Origin of the sequence: Tardiphaga sp. vice154 (genome assembly GCF_007018645.1) — a bacterium.
In the GTDB taxonomy this organism is placed as follows: domain Bacteria; phylum Pseudomonadota; class Alphaproteobacteria; order Rhizobiales; family Xanthobacteraceae; genus Tardiphaga.
This window is the reverse complement of record NZ_CP041399.1, coordinates 5,447,391-5,465,233: the sequence shown is the minus strand read 5'-3', so window position 1 is coordinate 5,465,233 and position 17,843 is coordinate 5,447,391. Positions and strand designations below refer to the sequence as shown.

The window sequence follows — 17,843 nt, the reverse complement described above, 5'->3', positions numbered from 1 at the left end:
AAAATTCTGAAGGGTAGGGGCATCGGACTGGTTAAGGTGCTTCAGACAGAAAAAGTTCGGATTGAATACGAAAAGCCATACCTCCATGCTGCCTTGGCGGAAGGCTGTCTTTCTGACGCATAATAGCAGTTGGAGTTGACGCGAGAAGCGTCCGCAATACGGACCCAGCAAGCACAGGCAGCGCCGGCTGGGGCCAGGAAACGCCGTGCTGGACATCGCTAGGTGCAACTCATCCGGGCGCGCTCGGGGCATAGCCGGAAGGCGTTCGACAGCGAGAACAATAGAACCGGGCTGCGGCTGTCGTTCTTCGGCGAGCGATAGCTCAGCGGCACGCCGACGCCGATGTCGGCGCGCAGGTCGCCGTCGAACAACAGCCGCACGCCGCCGCCGGCTGAGGTCAGCGACAGACCGTCGCGATAGCCGTAGCCGACGTTCCAGACGGCGCCGGTGTCGACGAAGCCGTAGAGCTGGTAGCCACGGGTGTAGGGCAGGTTGAGCTTGCCGTCGTACCGAAGCTCGAGCGAGCCGGCCATCGCGTTGTCGCCGCTGATCTCCGCACTGCCGTAGCCGCGGCCGAAAATGGCGCCGCCGAGATAGTATTGCTGCGAGGTCAGCAGTTCGGTGGAGGCATATTGTCCGGCGCCGGCAATCTTCAGCGACCAGTCCTCGGTTAGGGTCTGATAACGCGCGAACCACAGATTGACCGTCGTGAAAGAACCAGATCCGTCGTATCGCGAAAGGTAATCGTCGCCGGACCGCGAGGCGCCGAGTACGTCGATGCCTCGCCGCAAGGTTGCTGTTAGATAGTTAGTCCCGCCGAAATCGTCCTTGAGCAGGTAGTCGGCATTGAGGCTCGCGATGCGCAGGCGATCGTTGTAGAGCGTGCCGAATGTGTCGCTCTCGGAAATGTTGGTGAATTGGAATCCGGCGGTTAGCGTCAGCGTCTGGCTCTGCGACTGCAGCGGCGCCACGCTGGCATGGACCTCGAACGACTGGGTCTTGGTGACGTCGCTATACTCGCGGCGCCAGTCGCCGGGACGCACCTCGCTGTACAGCGCCGAGCCGCCGATGCGGACGCCGTCGGTGCCGATCGGCGCGTCATAGCCGATCCTGCCGAAGGCGAGCTGGCGCGGGTCGGCGGGCGTGGTCGACAGGTTGGCGACCAGCGAGTCGCCCGGCAGCAGATAGGAGTTGAACGCGCCAGTGGCGTAGGTCTGCCACGGACCGACCGCGCGGGACCCGAGGTTGTCGATGCCAAACGAGGTGTAGACCTGCCAGGTCTTGACGTAGACCCTGAGACGGAAGCGGCCCGAGCCGACGCCAATCTCTTCCAGCGCTGTATCGGCAACGCGGATGCCTGGCCGGGCGTTAATCAGCAGCAACTGGCGCTCCAGCACGTCCTGTCGCGAGGGGCGCGCCGCAAGCACCGGCGCCATCATGGCGGCCACGCCGAACCTGCCGCCGTCGTCGCCGTCGACCACCACGTCGGCAATAAGCCCTTCGATCACCTTGATCTGGATGACACCGCCCTTGACGTCCTGCGGCGGCACGATCGCGCGGCTCAGATGATAGCCCGCCGCGCGGTAGCGTTGCGTGATGGCTTCAGTGATGGCGGCGAGGTCAGTCTGCGATGCGGGTTTGCCGAGGTAGTCCTGATAGGTGGTGGCCAATGCGGCGGCCGGGATTGCCTGCGCGCCGTCAAGCGAGACGCGGCGCAGCGCGAACATTTTTTTATCGTTTCCGGTAGCCGGCGCTGCGCTGCGCACCGCCGGCAAGCCCACGCGCGGCTCGCTGCGCTGCTGATCTCTTCTGACCGCATCGAAATGTTTGGCAGGTTGTCCTGGATCGAAGCCTGGATTCGTGGCCTGCGCCATCGCGGCGCCTGACTGCAACACTCCCGCCAAAGCAAGGCAAGGCATCGAAACCTGTGCCAGGGACCATTTCCGGGTTTCTACGCCAACGTACCGGACTCGCATGCCAAAAAGTTCCATCGTCTGCCGGGGACTTCCCAATAGCCTTCTGATTTTTCTAGATTTTTATGGTCAACGAAGCCTTAACGCGTGGCTCGCCCAGAGCCGTAGCGGCTAAGCTTCTCTTGATGCTTTTCCGATATCAGCGTCAGACGCATTGCATTGCGAGGAGTCTGACGTTGCCATTTCATCTTTTCGGCCGTGTCGTCGTTGCTGTTTTCTTGATCTTTGCCGGAGCAGCGCAGGCGGCCGACGACAAGCCCTGGACCGTGAGCAAGTCCTCCGGCGAGGTATGGACGGTGACCGCGGGAGCGCAGCCGGTCTCGTTGTCGCAACAGGCGGATCTGCGGCCGGGCGACACCATTCGCACCGGCCGCAACGGTCGCGTCCTCTTAGTGCGCGGCGAAGAGAGCATTTTGATCGCGCCCAATTCCGCGATCGGAATTCCGCAACGTGCAGCGGACGGCATGTCGACGACCATCGTGCAGCAGGCCGGATCGATCCTGCTCGAGGTCGAGAAACGCAACGTCCAGCATTTCGAAGTCGAGACGCCGTATCTCGCGGCCGTCGTCAAGGGCACTCAATTCCGCGTCTCCGTCGGCGCAACCGGTACCAGCGTCAACGTGCTGCGGGGGCAGGTCCAAGTAGCGGACTTTAGATCCGGTCAGATCGCCCAGGTGATGCCCGGCCAGTCCGCAACTTCCTTTGCGCAGGGCAAGATCGGTCTGGCGCTCGCCGGATCCGGTGCGTTCAGCCCGATCGAACAAGGCAAGCCGCGGCCATCATCGGTCGAGCGTTTGATGGTGCCGAAGAACGGCCTGACGGCGCCGCGCAATGCTGCCGCCGGTACGCAGGTGCGAACCGTCGGCCAAGTGACGCAGTCCGCGACCGTCGTTGCCACGCGCGCTACCGCGGCCAGTCCTGCGGCATCGGTAACCGCGGCGCGGACGGCTGTGGCTGCCAAGCCGGCGGCGATGCCATCTATCACGCCGGCACGGTCAGCTGGCGGCATCCGTATAGCGGCGCCGATCGGCGACGTGCGGCTGAACTTCAGCAAGGTGACCAACGGCCTCGCGCGCGGCACGACCGTGCCCTCGTCGGGCCGTGCAGTGGCGGCGCGCGATTCCACGATCTGGACGTCGCGTGACGGCAAGCCCTCAATAACGCAGGGCAACAGCAGTGATTCAGGCAGCGTGAATAATTCGTCGAACGTCGCCGCGACCTCACCTGGAATCGCCACGGCGGCAGCCCCATTGGCCGCCCCTCCGGCGAGCAGCGCTTCGGACGTCCAGGGCAGCGCGTCGACCAACTCGAATTCCGTCTCAAACGGAAACAGTTTAAGCGCCAATTCCGGTTCGTCCAACAACGGTCGCGGTAATGGCGCCAGCGGTAACGGCACCGGCGCCTCCGGTAACGGAAACGGAAACGGAAACGGAACGCAAGTGGGCAGCAATGGCGGCCGTGGCAATAGCGGCAACCACGGCAACGGCAACGGTAACGGTAACAACGGCAACGGTAATGGCAACGGCAACAATGGCAACAGCAACGGCATAGGCAACGGAAACAACGGAAACGGAAACAACGGCAACGGCAATAACGGAAACGGCAATAACGGCAACGGCCGCAAATCCTGAGCCGATGAACAGGTCGGAATTGGTGTGGGAAGGGCGAAGGTGAAACAGTATCGGCCGCATCTTCTTGTCGCTTTCGTGCTGGTGATCGTCGCCTCCGGCGGCCTGCACTTCGGCATCCGCAATCAGTTGACGGATCTGCGGTTCGGCTCGACGCCACGGGCCGCCAGTGGGGAGATCGTGCTGGTCGCGATCGATCCCCGCTCGATCGCCAGCATCGGCGTCTGGCCGTGGCCACGCACGTTGCATGCGCAACTGATCGACAGGCTGCGCGGCGCCGGGGTCGGCGATATCGTGTTCGACGTGGATGTCAGCACGCCCTCGAATCCCGCGGGGGATGCAGCCTTCGCCGAAGCGCTGAAGTCCGCCGGCGGATCGGTGGTCCTACCGTCGTTCCGCCAGCCGACGACCACACCCAATGGCCAGCCCGGCTCGCTGCACGTCAACCGTCCGCTGCCGGCGTTCCTTGCACAATCCTGGTCGGCGGTCGTCAATGTCGCGGTGGAGCCCGATGGCCGAGTGCGTCGTTATCCGGTAAGCGACCGTGTCGATGGCCAGCTGGTGCCGTCGATGGCCGCTATCGTGGCCGGACAGGCCGATCTGGCGAAGCCGCCATTCCTGATCGACTTCGGCATCCGGGCTGCGTCGGTGCCGGTGGTGTCATATGTCGATGTCCTGCACGGCGAGGCCGAAGCCCTGCGGGCGGTGAACGGCAAGAAGGTGATCATCGGCGGCACCGCGCTTGAACTCGGTGATCGTTTCAGCGTGCCCAATGGCGCCGTGATTTCCGGACCATTGCTGCAGGTGCTGGCCGCGGAGTCGCTCGTGCAGGGGCGCGCACTCTCCTTCAGTTCATCCATTGTAACTCTGGCTGGGCTCCTGGTAATCGCAGCGATCATGATGCTGGTATGGCGACGCACGTCCGCCGGCTACCGCGTCAGCATGCTGGTCGGGATGGCCGGGGCGATCGAGGCCGGCGCCTGGCTTCTGCAAAGCCAATTCCCGATCGTGCTCGACACCTCGTTGTTCCTGCTGGCAACCGGTGTCTATCTGGCGGCGATCGCACTCGACGAGATCGACTTTCGCGGAGTTCTTGCCCGGGTCGCCGAGAAGCGCTTCCAGCGTGTCACCATGGTGCTCGGCGACGGCGTCATGTGCGCCGACTCCCGTCTGACGATCACCATGTGGAATCCCGGTGCCGAAGCGATCTTCGGCTACACCGCACACGAGGTCATCGGCCAACCGGTGGACATGCTTATCTCAGTCGCCGAGGGGCAGGCAGCGCTGTCGTCCCGGATTATGGCGAGCCCGCAATCGACCATGCGGGCGGCCGGCGGATGGGTGCTCGAACTCGACGGACGCCGCAGGAACGGTGAGACGTTTGCGCTCGAGGTCTGTCTGTCCAGGTGGGACGGCCCCGACGGGCTGAACTACGGCGCCAGTCTGCGGGATATAACGGCGCGCAAGCGCGAGGCCGAGAAAATCCGCTATCTCGCCGAGCACGACGTGGTGACCGGACTCCCGAACCGCAACACGTTGCAAATTCGCCTTAGGTCGACGATCGAGACCGCGGGCGCATCGCGCCCGGTGAGCCTCCTGGCGATCGGCATCGACGAGTTCGAACAGGCCAATGTCATGCTCGGTCATGGCTTCGGCGACAATCTGCTGCGCGCGGTGGCCGAGCGGCTGTCCGGCGCACTTGACCGTGGCGCCATGATCGCGCGGCTCGAGGCGGGCCGGTTTGCCGTGCTTGCCGATCGCATGGATCGTGCGCAGGCGGCGGCGCTGGCTGCCCGCTGCGTTGCGGCCTTCGCGCAGCCGGTGCGGGTCGGCGATCGCGCCCAGCAGGTTGCCGTCAATATCGGCGTGGCCGTGCTTCCGGGCGATGGCGAAACCGCCGAGGCCGCGCTGGGCAATGCCGAACTGGCACTGGTCCAGGCCACGCTATCCAATGCGGCCAATATCGTGTTCTACGAGGCCCGTTTCCGAAAGGAGATCACCGACCGGCTACGCACCGAAGCCGAACTGGTTCGGGCGCTGCGCCTGCACGAATTCGAGTTGTTCTATCAACCGCAGGTCTCGCTGGCCGACCGCCGCGTCATCGGAGCCGAAGCGCTGATCCGCTGGCGACATCCGGAACGCGGGCTTGTACCGCCCATCCAGTTCATGCCGGTCGTCAACGCGTCTGCCATCTCCAATCAGGTCGCCGGCTGGGTTCTGAGCACCGCTTGCCGCCAGGGCGCCGCCTGGGCCAAAGCCGGCCATGGCATCCGCATCGGCGTCAACCTGTCGCCATCGCAATTCAGCTCGGGCGATCTGCTGGTGGAGGTCGCCGCCGTGCTGGAGGCGAGCGGGCTGCCGCCGTCGCTGCTCGAGCTGGAAGTCACCGAAGACATACTGCTCGAGGACAAAGCGGCGGTGCTGTCGATTGTCCGCGGTTTGCAGGCGCTCGGCGTTCGCCTCGTGTTCGACGATTTCGGCACGGGCTACGGCAGCCTTAGCTATTTGAAGACCTTCCCGCTGGATGGACTGAAGATCGATCGCTCGTTCGTGCGCGAATTGATGCTCGATGCCAGCGACGCTGCCATCGTCGGCTCGACGATCGAACTGGGCAAGAGGTTGGGGCTGTCGGTCATTGCCGAGGGCATCGAGGACAATGCCACGGCGGAGCTGCTTAATGAAATGGGTTGCAAGGAAGGGCAAGGCTACTATTTCGGCAAACCTATGCCCGCGGCCGAATTCGCTTCCACATTTGTTGCCGACGAATACCTCGTGATGAGTGCTAGAATGTCCGCATAGGCCTGTGGCGGCACGTTCAGCGCATAAGCGGTTACGATAACTCGCGACAATCCACACGCTCAAAAATGGCGGTGCGAAAATTGCCGACACGGCCCTCCCGTGGCCAATTTTTCTTAAAGGTCGTCGGAACGGTTGGCGCGTAGCCCGGTTATGCCATTACTTGCATCTAGTTACTGGGCGCCGTTAATGACTAAGATCAATTGTAAAACCTGCGGTGCCATACTCCCAAGGTTCGAAATAATCCCAAATCGACCGGGCTATGAGTTACATCGATTCAGATGCTTCGATTGCGAGCTTGAGGCGCGAGTTGAAGTGGACGCCCGGTTCCGAGACAGCGCCATTAAAACGCCGTCGCCATTTTGGAGGGTGTTACCATCGGGAGCCGATCATCCGCTCGTAACGAACCTTATCAGGGGTTTTCGATAGACCCTTACCGGGCCAAAATGCTTCACGCATTCCAAACAAAATTCGAAGCGAAAATATTCATTGCCTAACCTATGGTCCTGTGAACATTTTTTGACGCCATTGGCGCGACGACAAATAGTGCACTCCTTAAGAGGGTTCGGCACCGAACGCGGCGACTTCCAGGTATGGGCTTTGTCTTAGTTAATACAGGATTGTTGGAGCATTATGATTTTGGATTAGTGCGAATGACCGCCAGCTTAGAACCGGCTTTCTCGCCTCAGCTCTAGCGGTCGAGCATTGCGAAATCTCTCGCGACACCACCCCCGCGTCTGGGCTGGCGGGCTTGCCGGTCCGTAAAGCGATCTCAATAAGCCACGCCTTCTGAATGCCCAGGAGAGCCGCATAGCGGGCGCTTCTGACCCAGTTGTACCCCTTTGAAGACGCGACGCGCAAAAAGTCTTCGCGGGCCTCAATCAGCAGGACAGGAGTCGACGTGAAGTTGCCGCCCTGCACCGCGGCGGCACAAACGAGATCATAAAGATCTTCCCGCGTCGTGCATGCACATTCGCTTCATTGGTCGCTAAGCGCGACATACATGTTATGCAACCGAAGCTGGCGTGTTACAGCGGCAGCTATGCCTTCTTAGTGAGCTCACTGTCGCGCGCCAAGCGCAATGCCTTCAGGCGCGCGCGGTTTTCGTCGAGATCCTTCTTTGCCTGCTCGTCGCCAGTAAGGGGCGCGAGAGCAACCTTGAACGTGGCTTCCGCGGCGCGTTGCGCCGACGTGCGCGGGCGAGTTTCGTTTGGTCGCTTCATTTCTTTTCCGATCCGCGAATCGCGCCAACGGATCGCGGCCGGTGGCCGGGCGGTTGCCTCAGGTTTTTGGTATGACCGCGTTGACCCAATGATGTCAGAATACCAAAGACGCTGACCCGGGGAAAGCAGCAATTTCCTTTGCCATTCCATCGCGAGCATCAGATTGTTTATGTCACGAGGTGACTTTTACCTTGCAAAATGCGCGACCGTCCGGGCGCTTTCAATCTCCTAACCGATGCGTTCTATCAATTCCCACGGGACGACAGCGGCCATCGCTGTCGTGACGGCTACCGGTGCGGCGGGAGCCGGTCGCCCTCTAACACCAGCGGAGCGCCGTCGCGCCTTCCTGGAAAATTTAGATGGTGGTGCCATCCGCCAGGGCATGCCCAGCTGACTTCGGTGAAGCGATCGTTCCTGCTCGCCCACCATCGGAAGGCATCGAAGCTGCCGACGTTCTTGCGGGAGTACGACAAGGTCGCACGGCTGTGTGCGGCTGAAGGCGTCGACTATAGGCTGAAGTTCGCCGGCGATGTCGATCACCGGGCCAAAACTGTGAGGAAAGGGCTATCGGGATCGATTAGGGTGGTTCACACGGGAAGAAACAAAAGTTCAATACAGAAAGCCATTCATGTGTAATGCGGGGGGGGGGTGTCAAAACTCCGAGGGGTAGATGCATCGGACCGGTTAGGGTGGTCCATGGGCAAAAAGTTGGTTTTTTAAAACTAAAAGCCCACCTTCGTGAGATCCGGATATTCTGCAGGTCCAATTCTAGCAATCCCGTTGAACCTCAACGTTCGCTATTACGTAGTTCTATCGTTGGTGGGTAAACGCCCCAACACACCTCGCCAGCCGGCGGCCTCATCTCATTGCTGCTCAAAGAGGCCGCTAGCGATGATTCGATTCAATTTCAATGGCCGGCAACTTCGCTCTGATCGACAGGTTCTGATTTCGCAAAAATCCGGCAAGTAGCGAAGACTTATCTAAGTTACTTTTCTCGTCTTCGCTACGTTTCCTGTCTTAGCCCCTCTTCCGTACAGCGTTTGATGTTGATTATTCTTGCTGTGCGCGCGTGGAAAGCAACAGTTTTAATGGTGGACTGTTCATTCATCAGGCACCAGCAGTGCTGCGCCTCAGTCAGCAGGGGGACGGGCGAATGCCGTTTTATCCGCGAATTCCATTCTCTTAACGAGCGAGGCGTTTGACTATCCATTCCCCGCCTCGGTTTTGTCGGTACTCAGCCGTATCATGCGGGTGAAAGGATCTTTTCTTAACGTGATGGGATGAAACCGACCCTCGAAAATTTTCGACTATAGATAAAGAAAAAGCCCGGCACGATGCCGGGCTCAAGTCGTTTCAAGGGTTGTCGAAAATATCAATATTTCGCGACTACCGGGCCACCCCAGTTGAAACGGTAGTTGAGGCCAGCCTTGACGGTGTGTTCATCGCTACGGAACGAGCCCAAGCCAATCAAAGCAGTTGGTCCAGTTGTAAACTGCGAATTGCCGAAATTGAAGTACTGATACTCAATTTTTCCCGACCAGTTCTGCGTGAACAGGTATTCAAGGCCGCCACCAACCGTGTAGCCGTCCTTGTTGCGGTTATAGGTGAAAGGGACCGCAGCGCCAGCAACGGTTACGTTTGTATTGTTGCTGTCGCGGAAGCCGTAGCCGCCCTTCACGTAAAGCAGGGCCGGACCCCAGGTGTAGCCCAGCCGACCTGTAACCGAGCCGATGCCGCGGTTACTAGAGTTGTTCGTCAACAGGCCTGCGCCGGCCGGATCGACGAAGGCGTACCCATTGCCGTTGCCGCCGTTCTTCCAGCTATAGTTGGCCTCGATGCCGACGACCCAGCTCTGGCCAAACTGATAGTCGGCACCGCCCTGAACGCCGCCGATGAAGCGACCGTTATTGTTGTTGCCAAACGTGCTGTTGCCATTCCAGTCTCCGCCGACGTGGCCACCGATGTAGAAGCCGGTCCAGTTATAGATTGCGACCGGCGCCATCGCAGGGGCCTTGGTGTACGGACGGGCAGCTAAATCCGCCGCGGCAGCCGGAGCGATTGAGCCGAGCGCCGCGATAGCGGACGCCGCGAGAAAGAGCTTCCTCATAATTTCCCCCAAAATATCGACGCCCAAAAATTAAGCGCTTTACTATTTTCCCACATCTTTAGATTCGAAGATGTGATAAAAAAGAAACACTCATTTTAAATGCTTGGAAATTGAGGCAGGTACTGCAAGCCGATTAGACAGCAGCCATTAGTGGCGGTGAGCGGCATCTGCTGCTTCAAACGAAGAAAGTCTAAGCGTGTATAAGGCCCCTCTCATCGCGGAGCAGCTTCGCGATCTTGGATACGAGGTCTGGCTGCTTCTGGATTCCGACAAACCGCCAAACGGGGGGTCCTTGCGACGAGCCACCCATACAGGCGCGGCCCTCTGGGAGTGGCCTGACAACTGCTCGAGGGAGCAACGGCTGTTTCTCGACCTACCTTAGGCAGGAGTGCGCGCACTGATCGCCCTCGCAATCGAGCGCGTCGGACCGGACACCGTCGGCAGCGTCGCCGCCTTCCAGGCCTCGAAGCCGCCGTCGAGCATTTTCCGCCTAGGCGCCGGCATGCCGCAGCCACGCAGCAGCACCCTCGCAAAGTTTCAGGCGTTTTTTGGCAGATGACGATTGTGGACCGGCCAGTTGACGTGCCCCCGCCAAATTAGGCCAGTCTGACCTGGAATTTTCCATTTATGATCCCTGAAGGGACGAGGAGAGTTCTATGATAGTCCCGCGGTGCGCGCGATGAAAACCTACCGCTCTTCACATTGAAGGCGGCGTGATCGAACTCGTAGCCTTCGGCTTTTGGTATGGCGATGGTTCCGATTGGCCTCAGCGACATGGTGTCCTCACGGTTTGGCAAGCGCTGCCGGCATGGCGGGCGTCCGCCGCACCGTCTCCGCCGTCTTGAAGCGCGCGGGACATCACGTTGGCGCAGATCCAGAACAAGCGCGCCAGGACCTTTTCAAAGGCAAGACGGTGCCGCTGGGGACCCATGCGCCGCGCTGGCTGGAGCGCAGTTGAAAACTGTTCGCAGGCTTGCAGATTTTTGAACGAGATTCGTACGTGCGCATGAGTTTTTTTGATTGTTTGAGCCGCCAGATGAGCACTATTAGCGCTGGGACAAGACAAAACACCGCGGATTGAGCGCGCCTCCGATATGGATGGTCGAGTGATAAAATTTACTGAACGATTTCCGATGCTTAGCCGCAATCGCGTGATGTTTGGCGCGGCCGTCGTCGCGGTCGCGATCGTCGGCGCCGTGGCGTTGCCGCGGACCGCCGAAACTCCGCGGCCTAATTCCGAAGTATCTAGCCAGTCGCGCAAGAATCCGACGCGCTATGTGACCACCCCGGCCGAATGGGCCAGCCTGACCGTCGAGCCGGTCAGCGCGCGGGCGTTCCGCGCCGAGCACGTCACCGAAGGCAAGATCGCGGTCGACGAGGACAAGTCGACGCCGGTATTTTCGCCCTATGCCGGGCGGGTGACAAAGCTGCTCGCCAGGCCGGGCGACAGCGTCCGTGCCGGCCAGCCGCTGTTCACCATCGAGGCCGCCGACAATGTCGGCGCGCAGAACGATTTCATTACCGCGATCACCAGCCTCAACAAGGCCAAGTCGCAGCTCGATTTGGCGACGATCCAGGACAAGCGCGCCAAGGACCTGTCCGAGGGCCGTGCCATCCCGCTGAAGGACTATCAGCAGACCCAGGCGACGCTGCTGCAGGCGCAGAACGACCAGCGCTCGGCCGAAACCGCGCTGGAAGCCGCACGCAACCGGCTGCGCTTTCTCGGCTTTACCAATGAGGCGATCGCCGCGTTTCAGGACCAGGGCAAGATCAACCCGGAGACCACGATCTATGCGCCGATCGCGGGCGTCGTGGTGGCGCGCAAGATCGGCCCTGGCCAGTTCGTCAGCGCCGGCGCCACCGATCCGGCCTACGTGATCGGCGACCTCTCCACCGTGTGGCTCACCGCTTTCGTGCGCGAGACCGAAGCCTCCGAGGTCGAACTCGGCCAGGAGCTGACCTTCAACGTGCTGGCGCTGCCCGGCCGTGTGTTGACCGGCAAGATCAACTACGTCGCCACCGCGCTCGATCCTGCGACGCGCCGGCTGATGGTGCGCGCCACCCTGGACAATGCCGCCGGATTGTTGAAGCCGGAGATGTTCGCCACCGTGACGATCTACGCGCCGGGCGACCAGCCGACCGTCGGCGTGCCGCGCCAGGCGCTGATCTACGAGGGCGACCAGGTCCGCGTCTGGGTCGCGCATGATGACGACAAGACGATCGAGCTGCGCGTCATCAAGACCGGGCTGGTCAACGGCAACCTGGTCGAGGTCTCCGGCAATTTGCGGCCGGGCGAGCGCATCGTCACCAGGGGCTCGCTGTTCATCGACCGCGCCGCATCGGCGTCCTAACTCCCAGCTTCGGCTTTTCTGAAAGGTCCGATCTGGATGGATCGTCTCGTTGCCCTTGCCGTCAACCGCCGCTTTCTGATGGTGGGGCTGTTGCTCGCCGTGATGATCGGCGGGGTGTTCGCGTTCAATCAGCTCAACATCGAGGCCTATTGTGGCTATAGATTCGCTATTCGTTGGGGAGATGCGACCGATGATGGACCAAATCAGCAAGTCGTCGGCTGACGTCCGTAGTTCGATCGGGCGAGATCTTGTTGCCACCCAGCACGAAACCGGTGACACCATTCGATTTGCTGGCTCACTCGCTAAAATGTGCGCGGCCCTTGCCTTAGTTCTCGGAGGCATCATTGCATTCTTCGTCGGACGAAGTGTCATTCGTCCGGTATCGGGCATGACGAATGCGATGACAACGTTGGCTGACGGTAAGACTGACTTGGAAATACCGTCTCTCGACGAGAAAGACGAGATCGGATCCATGGCACGTGCCGTGGATGTTTTCAGAAAGAATGCCATTGAAGTTGAGCGTCTGAAACGGCAACAGCAAGATATCGAGCAGCAGACTGCAGATCTGCGCAAGGCGGATATGCATAAACTCGCCCAATCGTTCGAGGATGCCGTTGGTGAGATCATACAAACCGTCTCGTCCGCGGCGACGGAGCTCGAGGCCTCGGCGAATACCCTGGCGTCGACGTCCCATAGAACCGAACAGCTATCGACGGTTGTCGCATCGGCGGCGGAAGAAGCGTCCACCAACGTACAATCCGTTGCGTCCGCAAGCGAGGAAATGAGTTCTACGGTGAACGAGATAAGCCGGCAGGTCCAAGAATCTTCGCGCATAGCCGGCGAGGCGGTCGCACAAGCCGTGCGAACCAATGATCGCGTAAACGACTTTTCCGTAGCGGCGAACAAGATCGGAGATGTCGTGGAACTCATCAGTAGTATAGCAGGACAGACGAATCTGCTTGCACTTAATGCAACGATCGAAGCCGCCCGCGCGGGCGAAGCGGGACGAGGCTTCGCCGTGGCGTCGGCGGAAGTAAAATCGCTGGCCGAACAGACGGCGAAAGCCACCGGGGAAATCGGAGATCAGGTGCGCGGCATACAAACCGCGACCGCAGAATCGGTTGATGCAATTAAGGAAATCGGCCAGACGATAGGCAGGATCGCCGAGATCGCTTCAGCGATCGCAGCAGCCGTCGAAGAGCAGGGTGCGGCGACGCAGCGAATTTCACGCAACGTACAGCAAGCTTCATAAGGAACCATGCAAGTCGCATCGAACATAAGCGATGTGCAGCGTGGGTCGAGCGAAACCGGCTCGGCGTCGTCACAGGTACTTTCGTCCGCACAGGCGCTTGCAGCCGAGAGCACTAGATTAAGGTCGGAGGTCAGTAAGTTTTTGAATACCGTCCGTGCCGCATGACTTCCTTAGGTCGGACAACGGCTGTCGTCATAGCTTAGGGGCTCTGACGACAAAGTGCTTCGAACTGTGACTGCGTATGCAACGGTCCCTTGTGCTAAAAAAAAGCCTATGTATGAGAGCGCCACCCGTAGGCAATGCAGAGGCGCGATTTCCGTTGGTTCGGTAAGGATGCCGAAGTGGTGGCACCGATCACGCTGGGGCAGTTGCCAATCCGCTGGGTTCAGAACATGGTGTTCTGGTTTGTTGATGTCTCCGACACAGCCTGCATGACATCCCAATGCTCGACGATTTTGCCGCCTTCGACCCGAAACATATCGACGATCGCCTGGCCGCGATCGTCAGGCGTCCGCTTTGAATGCGAGTGAATGACCACGAGGTCCTTTTCGGCAACGACGCGCTTGACGGCGCTTGATGAATCCGGGTTCTGCTTGAAATACCCTTCAAAGAACCGCGAAAATACCTCTGGTCCGTCGGGGACCCGCGGGTTGTGCTGCGTATAGGTTGTTCCGAGGTACAGTTTGGCGGCCTCCGCTGGCTGATGTTTAGCAAAGGCCAACTCGTAGAACTGAACGACCACGCGTTTGTTCTCATCGGTCAATGGGTCCGCATGGGCGGTGCCAGCAACGGCGATGAATGTTGCGAGCATCATGGAGCTGAGTGGCTTGAACATGTAACGTCTCCGGACTGTCAGGTGTGTTGCGCCTGTGAGATGTGGGGAAATCTGTTTTCATCATCTTAGATTGTCATAACCGCTCCGGTTCAGTTTGCACCTAAAGGCAGGTTGTCCACCACATCTTGGCCCAACCGGCAGGGATGTGGGGGCATCCTTACCGCTGAGGGCCAGAAACGGCCGCGTGGTTAGCGGGTTGCTAGGCGCACTGCTCGGAAGTGCCCTGACAGCCCGAGGGCCTACGCCGCTCCGCCCCCCGGCTTACTACTCTGGCGTTGCGGTGAGGGGCCGGCATGGCGGATGGTCCGACAGTAGTACTGGGATGGTTTTAGGTATCGAATCCGCATTGTGTTTAAATCTGCGACTAATGATTTATGATCCCCGAGCGCCCAGTTACCTCGCGTGTTTCCCTAGAATTTAACAATCGCTGCAACAAAGGCGGCTCATCTGAGCCGCCATTTTATTTGAAAATTAGGGAACTTCGGCCGGTAAACTAAGATGTTTCATTCAAAGCCTTGAAACAGGATAAACTGCTACGTGCATCGACATACCTCATCCACTCCAGTTCAGCAGATATGATTCGAATGAAGAAATTGTCGTCCTTCCAAAACGAGACGCGGCGCCGACGGCGGCCGAGGTCGAAATTGTTGCTGTTCATTGTGTTGAGCGGAGTACTGGTTTTTGCTGCAGCCGCGACCATCTTATTTTTTGCGTTACGTCCGGTGACACTGCGCGTTGCAGTGGGGCCGCCGGGAAGCGATGATGCGAAATTGATTCAGGCGTTGGCGCAGAACTTTACTCGTGAACGAGGCCACATTCGGCTTCTTCCCATCACGACAGATGGAGCAATCGAAAGCTTGTCTCTATTCAGCCAGTCGAAGGCCGACCTAGCGGTGGCGCGGGGCGATCTTGAGATGTCGAACGATGCACAGTCGGTAGCCATTCTGCGGAAGAATGTCGTCGTCATATGGGCTCCTCCTTCAATACCCGCGAAGGGCGCTAAGAAGTCGACGGCAGTCAAGATCAAAAGCCTTGAAGACCTGACGGGAAATCGGGTCGGAGTCATTGGCAGAACCAAAGCAAATGTGACGCTTCTTAATGTAATTCTCCAGGAGGCCGGTGTCTCCCCTTCAAAGGTCGAGATTGTGCAGTTCGCCACCACGGAAATAGCAGAGATGGCTCGCGACCAAACGATCGCAGCTTTCGTGGCGGTTGGGCCCCTTACCAGTAAAATTACGGCGGACGCAATCGCCATGACTGCCCGCACACGCGGCGAACCAAAATTTATTGCAATCGACGTGGGGGATGCGATCGCACAGAAACATCCGCTCTATGAATCCGAAGAAATCCCAGGAAGTTCGTTTAGTGCGTCTCCCGCCAGACCGGATGACAAGATAGATACCGTTGGCGTCAATCATCTCATCGTCGCCCACAAATCATTGTCGGAGGCGACCGTCGGTGCGTTCACGCGCGAACTGTTTGCAGCCCGCCAGACACTTTTAAAGGAATTACCGGAAGTTTCCAAGATTGAGACACCGGACACCGACAAGGATGCGGCACTGCCGGCCCATCGTGGCGCTGCGGCGTTCGTCGATGGCACCGAGCGAACGTTTCTAGAAAAGTACAGCGATTACATGTGGGGTGGAATCCTGCTGCTATCTGGCCTTGGGTCCGCAGGAGCATGGTTCCGCGGGTATTTAAGGAAAGACGAAACCTCCAACAATGCGAGGTTGCGAGACAGACTGGTGGATATGATTAGTCAGGCGCGGCAAGCTAACAGCATAGAAGAACTCGATAAGATGCAGGAAGAAGTAGACGAGATACTGCGCGATACTCTCGATTGCTTCGACGATGGTGCGATTGAGGAAGGTGCGCTATCTGCATTTAGCTTAGTGTTTGAACAATTCCATCAGGCGACCGCGCATCGTGAGGCGCGATTGCTGGGCCACCGAGCTAATTTGATAAGTATCGCACCGCAACTGAAGTGAAATTTTGAAATTACGACCTGAAGACCGAGTTAGCGCGCGTTTCGGTTCCGGCATAGTAAACCTGTGGCGGCGCAGGCAGTAACGCCACGGCGCGCCCTAACGCCGCCCCACCGAAAGCCTTCCTACGCCGCCGACGGCGATTTGACCATTCTCTGCTCTTGCGGGTGCCGGCAACAAGTGGACGCCCGGTCAACGTCACAGCCGCGATAGCTGCAGCGATTTGCACATGATCACCTGCCCCTGAACTTTCATCCAGTTGCGATTACAGTCTCGGCGGATGTGCTCTGAGACCGAAGTTTGGACCACTGGCAATTAAAGTTTTCCGGCGGGCTGGTTGCGCCGTCACGATTGAGCAACGAAATCGGGGTCTTTTGCCCGATTGCCCCATGGGGGGGCGCTCTTCGTTGTAGTATCTGCGCCAATCTTCCAATTTTGTCCGGGCGTCGTCAAGGGTGAGGAACCAATGAGTGTTCAGACACTCTGCGCGGAAGCGCCCGTTGAAGGCTTCGATGAACGCGTTGTCGGTCGGCTTGCCAGGCCGGCTGAAGTCCAGCGTGACGCGCCATTGACGTAGGCCCACAGATCGAGGCCACGGGAGATGAACTCCGAGCCCTGGTCGACACGGATGGTCTTCGGATAGCCAGCCACTGCGCAGATTGTCTGCAGCGTCTGAACAACATTCTCGGCCCGGTAGCTGAAGCGCGGATCCAGTACCGGCACATAGCGGGAGAAGAGATCGACGACCGTCGGCCTCATCACAGGTGCTAGCAGCGGCGAAGTCGCTGTCTTCCGATAGCAACCGGCTGAAATTTGAAGTTGTCAAATTCCTGAGTGCTGTCGGGGCGGCCTGATGCCGATGTTGGCCCGCGAGCGATCGCGGTTCAACGCTCGACAATAGCCAATCCTCCGAATAAGCGCTCGGACGCCGTTCTGGCAGCCACGAGTCCTCCGACCTCGCTTGGGGGTGGGCTCGGTCCCAGGTCGGTTCGGGCAATCGGCCGACCGAGGCCTTAGCGCCTGCTCTCGGCCCGCACAGTCTGCTCAGCGGTACGGCGCGCGGTGGCAGGTTGGAAGAGGGGAACGTCCGCCGTCCAGCCGTAGACCGATGCTTAGGCTATCTTGATCGTCCGCCGGACAAGAACCGTCCCTGGGGAAAAGCGGACTAAGTGTGCGCCACCCGCCGAGCCGAACAGCGATGGTCCTTGGTGGACGCTAATCTACCGCCAGGCACGCTGATTTACGCGGAGAAGGTTCGACCCCAGTTCCTCTCCCTCCGCCACCGACGCTGCGCTCCCCACGCCACCCATCGCTAAATTCTCCAAAAAGCCTAATAAAAACAACCTTCCCTTGAAGCGGTGCCGTACGAGAGAACTGGAAATTTCGGAGATTTGGGGCTGGAGACGGCGTTTTTCTCCAAAGCTTAGTACTGCGGCGATTTGGTACGGTTCTCAAACGCAGCCATTTAAGGTGTTTGCAGCTCCGGCCTTGCTGACAGTTCGAATCCTTGCCGGGCAGGCGAGAGCACTCCGAATTGTAATTTGCCGTTCGAGTTCGAATCCTTCCGCGCCAGTCAGGCGGTACGGGCGTTTAGCGAAATTGTCCACTTGGACGAGAAAGGCCGGTATTTGGTCGGCTTTTGTGCATTTGGATAAGTCTTTCGCTGGCGCAATCGATCCTGCGCCCCGCCAAA

9 protein-coding genes and 2 pseudogenes are annotated in these 17,843 nt (G+C 59.4%); 6 read left to right on the top strand and 5 right to left on the bottom strand.

Annotation, left to right across the window (positions count from 1 at the left end; genetic code table 11):
• Positions 1-218 precede the first annotated feature (218 nt).
• Positions 219-1,727, bottom strand: a complete 1,509-nt coding sequence (locus FIU28_RS25600) for a ShlB/FhaC/HecB family hemolysin secretion/activation protein (RefSeq protein WP_246660815.1) — start codon at positions 1,725-1,727, stop codon at positions 219-221.
• 371 nt (positions 1,728-2,098) lie between these two features.
• Here FIU28_RS25600 and FIU28_RS25595 point away from each other — a divergent pair, with 371 nt between their 5' ends.
• Positions 2,099-3,604: a FecR family protein gene (locus tag FIU28_RS25595; RefSeq protein WP_143575863.1), complete on the top strand. Its 1,506-nt coding sequence runs from the start codon at positions 2,099-2,101 to the stop codon at positions 3,602-3,604.
• Positions 3,605-3,679: 75 nt separating this feature from the next.
• Positions 3,680-6,400 (top strand): EAL domain-containing protein, encoded by a 2,721-nt coding sequence (locus FIU28_RS25590; RefSeq protein ID WP_246660814.1) that lies wholly within the window; start codon positions 3,680-3,682, stop codon positions 6,398-6,400.
• A 1,037-nt stretch (positions 6,401-7,437) separates the two neighbouring features.
• Here the strand turns inward: FIU28_RS25590 and FIU28_RS25585 are convergent.
• Positions 7,438-7,779 (bottom strand): hypothetical protein, encoded by a 342-nt coding sequence (locus tag FIU28_RS25585; protein WP_143575861.1) that lies wholly within the window; start codon positions 7,777-7,779, stop codon positions 7,438-7,440.
• A 1,213-nt stretch (positions 7,780-8,992) separates the two neighbouring features.
• On the bottom strand, positions 8,993-9,727 hold the full coding sequence (locus FIU28_RS25575) for an outer membrane protein (protein WP_143575860.1): 735 nt from the start codon (positions 9,725-9,727) through the stop codon (positions 8,993-8,995).
• 1,133 nt (positions 9,728-10,860) lie between these two features.
• On the opposite strand from FIU28_RS25575, the gene FIU28_RS25570 reads away from it, so the two are divergent.
• The 3 genes and pseudogenes from FIU28_RS25570 to FIU28_RS25560 all read left to right on the top strand — a co-directional run.
• Entirely contained in the window at positions 10,861-12,078 is a 1,218-nt protein-coding gene (locus tag FIU28_RS25570; protein WP_246660813.1) for an efflux RND transporter periplasmic adaptor subunit, read from the top strand.
• 36 nt (positions 12,079-12,114) lie between these two features.
• On the top strand, positions 12,115-12,300 hold the full coding sequence (locus FIU28_RS25565) for a hypothetical protein (RefSeq protein ID WP_143575859.1): 186 nt from the start codon (positions 12,115-12,117) through the stop codon (positions 12,298-12,300).
• Between the two features lie 91 nt (positions 12,301-12,391).
• Positions 12,392-13,495, top strand: a pseudogene (locus FIU28_RS25560) (methyl-accepting chemotaxis protein); the annotation flags it as partial.
• A gap of 220 nt (positions 13,496-13,715) precedes the next feature.
• Here FIU28_RS25560 and FIU28_RS25555 read toward each other — a convergent pair.
• Positions 13,716-14,165: a nuclear transport factor 2 family protein gene (locus tag FIU28_RS25555; protein WP_246660812.1), complete on the bottom strand. Its 450-nt coding sequence runs from the start codon at positions 14,163-14,165 to the stop codon at positions 13,716-13,718.
• Between the two features lie 644 nt (positions 14,166-14,809).
• Here FIU28_RS25555 and FIU28_RS25550 point away from each other — a divergent pair.
• Positions 14,810-16,153: a TAXI family TRAP transporter solute-binding subunit gene (locus FIU28_RS25550; RefSeq protein WP_368039455.1), complete on the top strand. Its 1,344-nt coding sequence runs from the start codon at positions 14,810-14,812 to the stop codon at positions 16,151-16,153.
• A 323-nt stretch (positions 16,154-16,476) separates the two neighbouring features.
• Here the strand turns inward: FIU28_RS25550 and FIU28_RS25545 are convergent.
• Positions 16,477-16,900: pseudogene (locus FIU28_RS25545) on the bottom strand (integrase core domain-containing protein); the annotation flags it as partial.
• Positions 16,901-17,843: the final 943 nt, after the last annotated feature.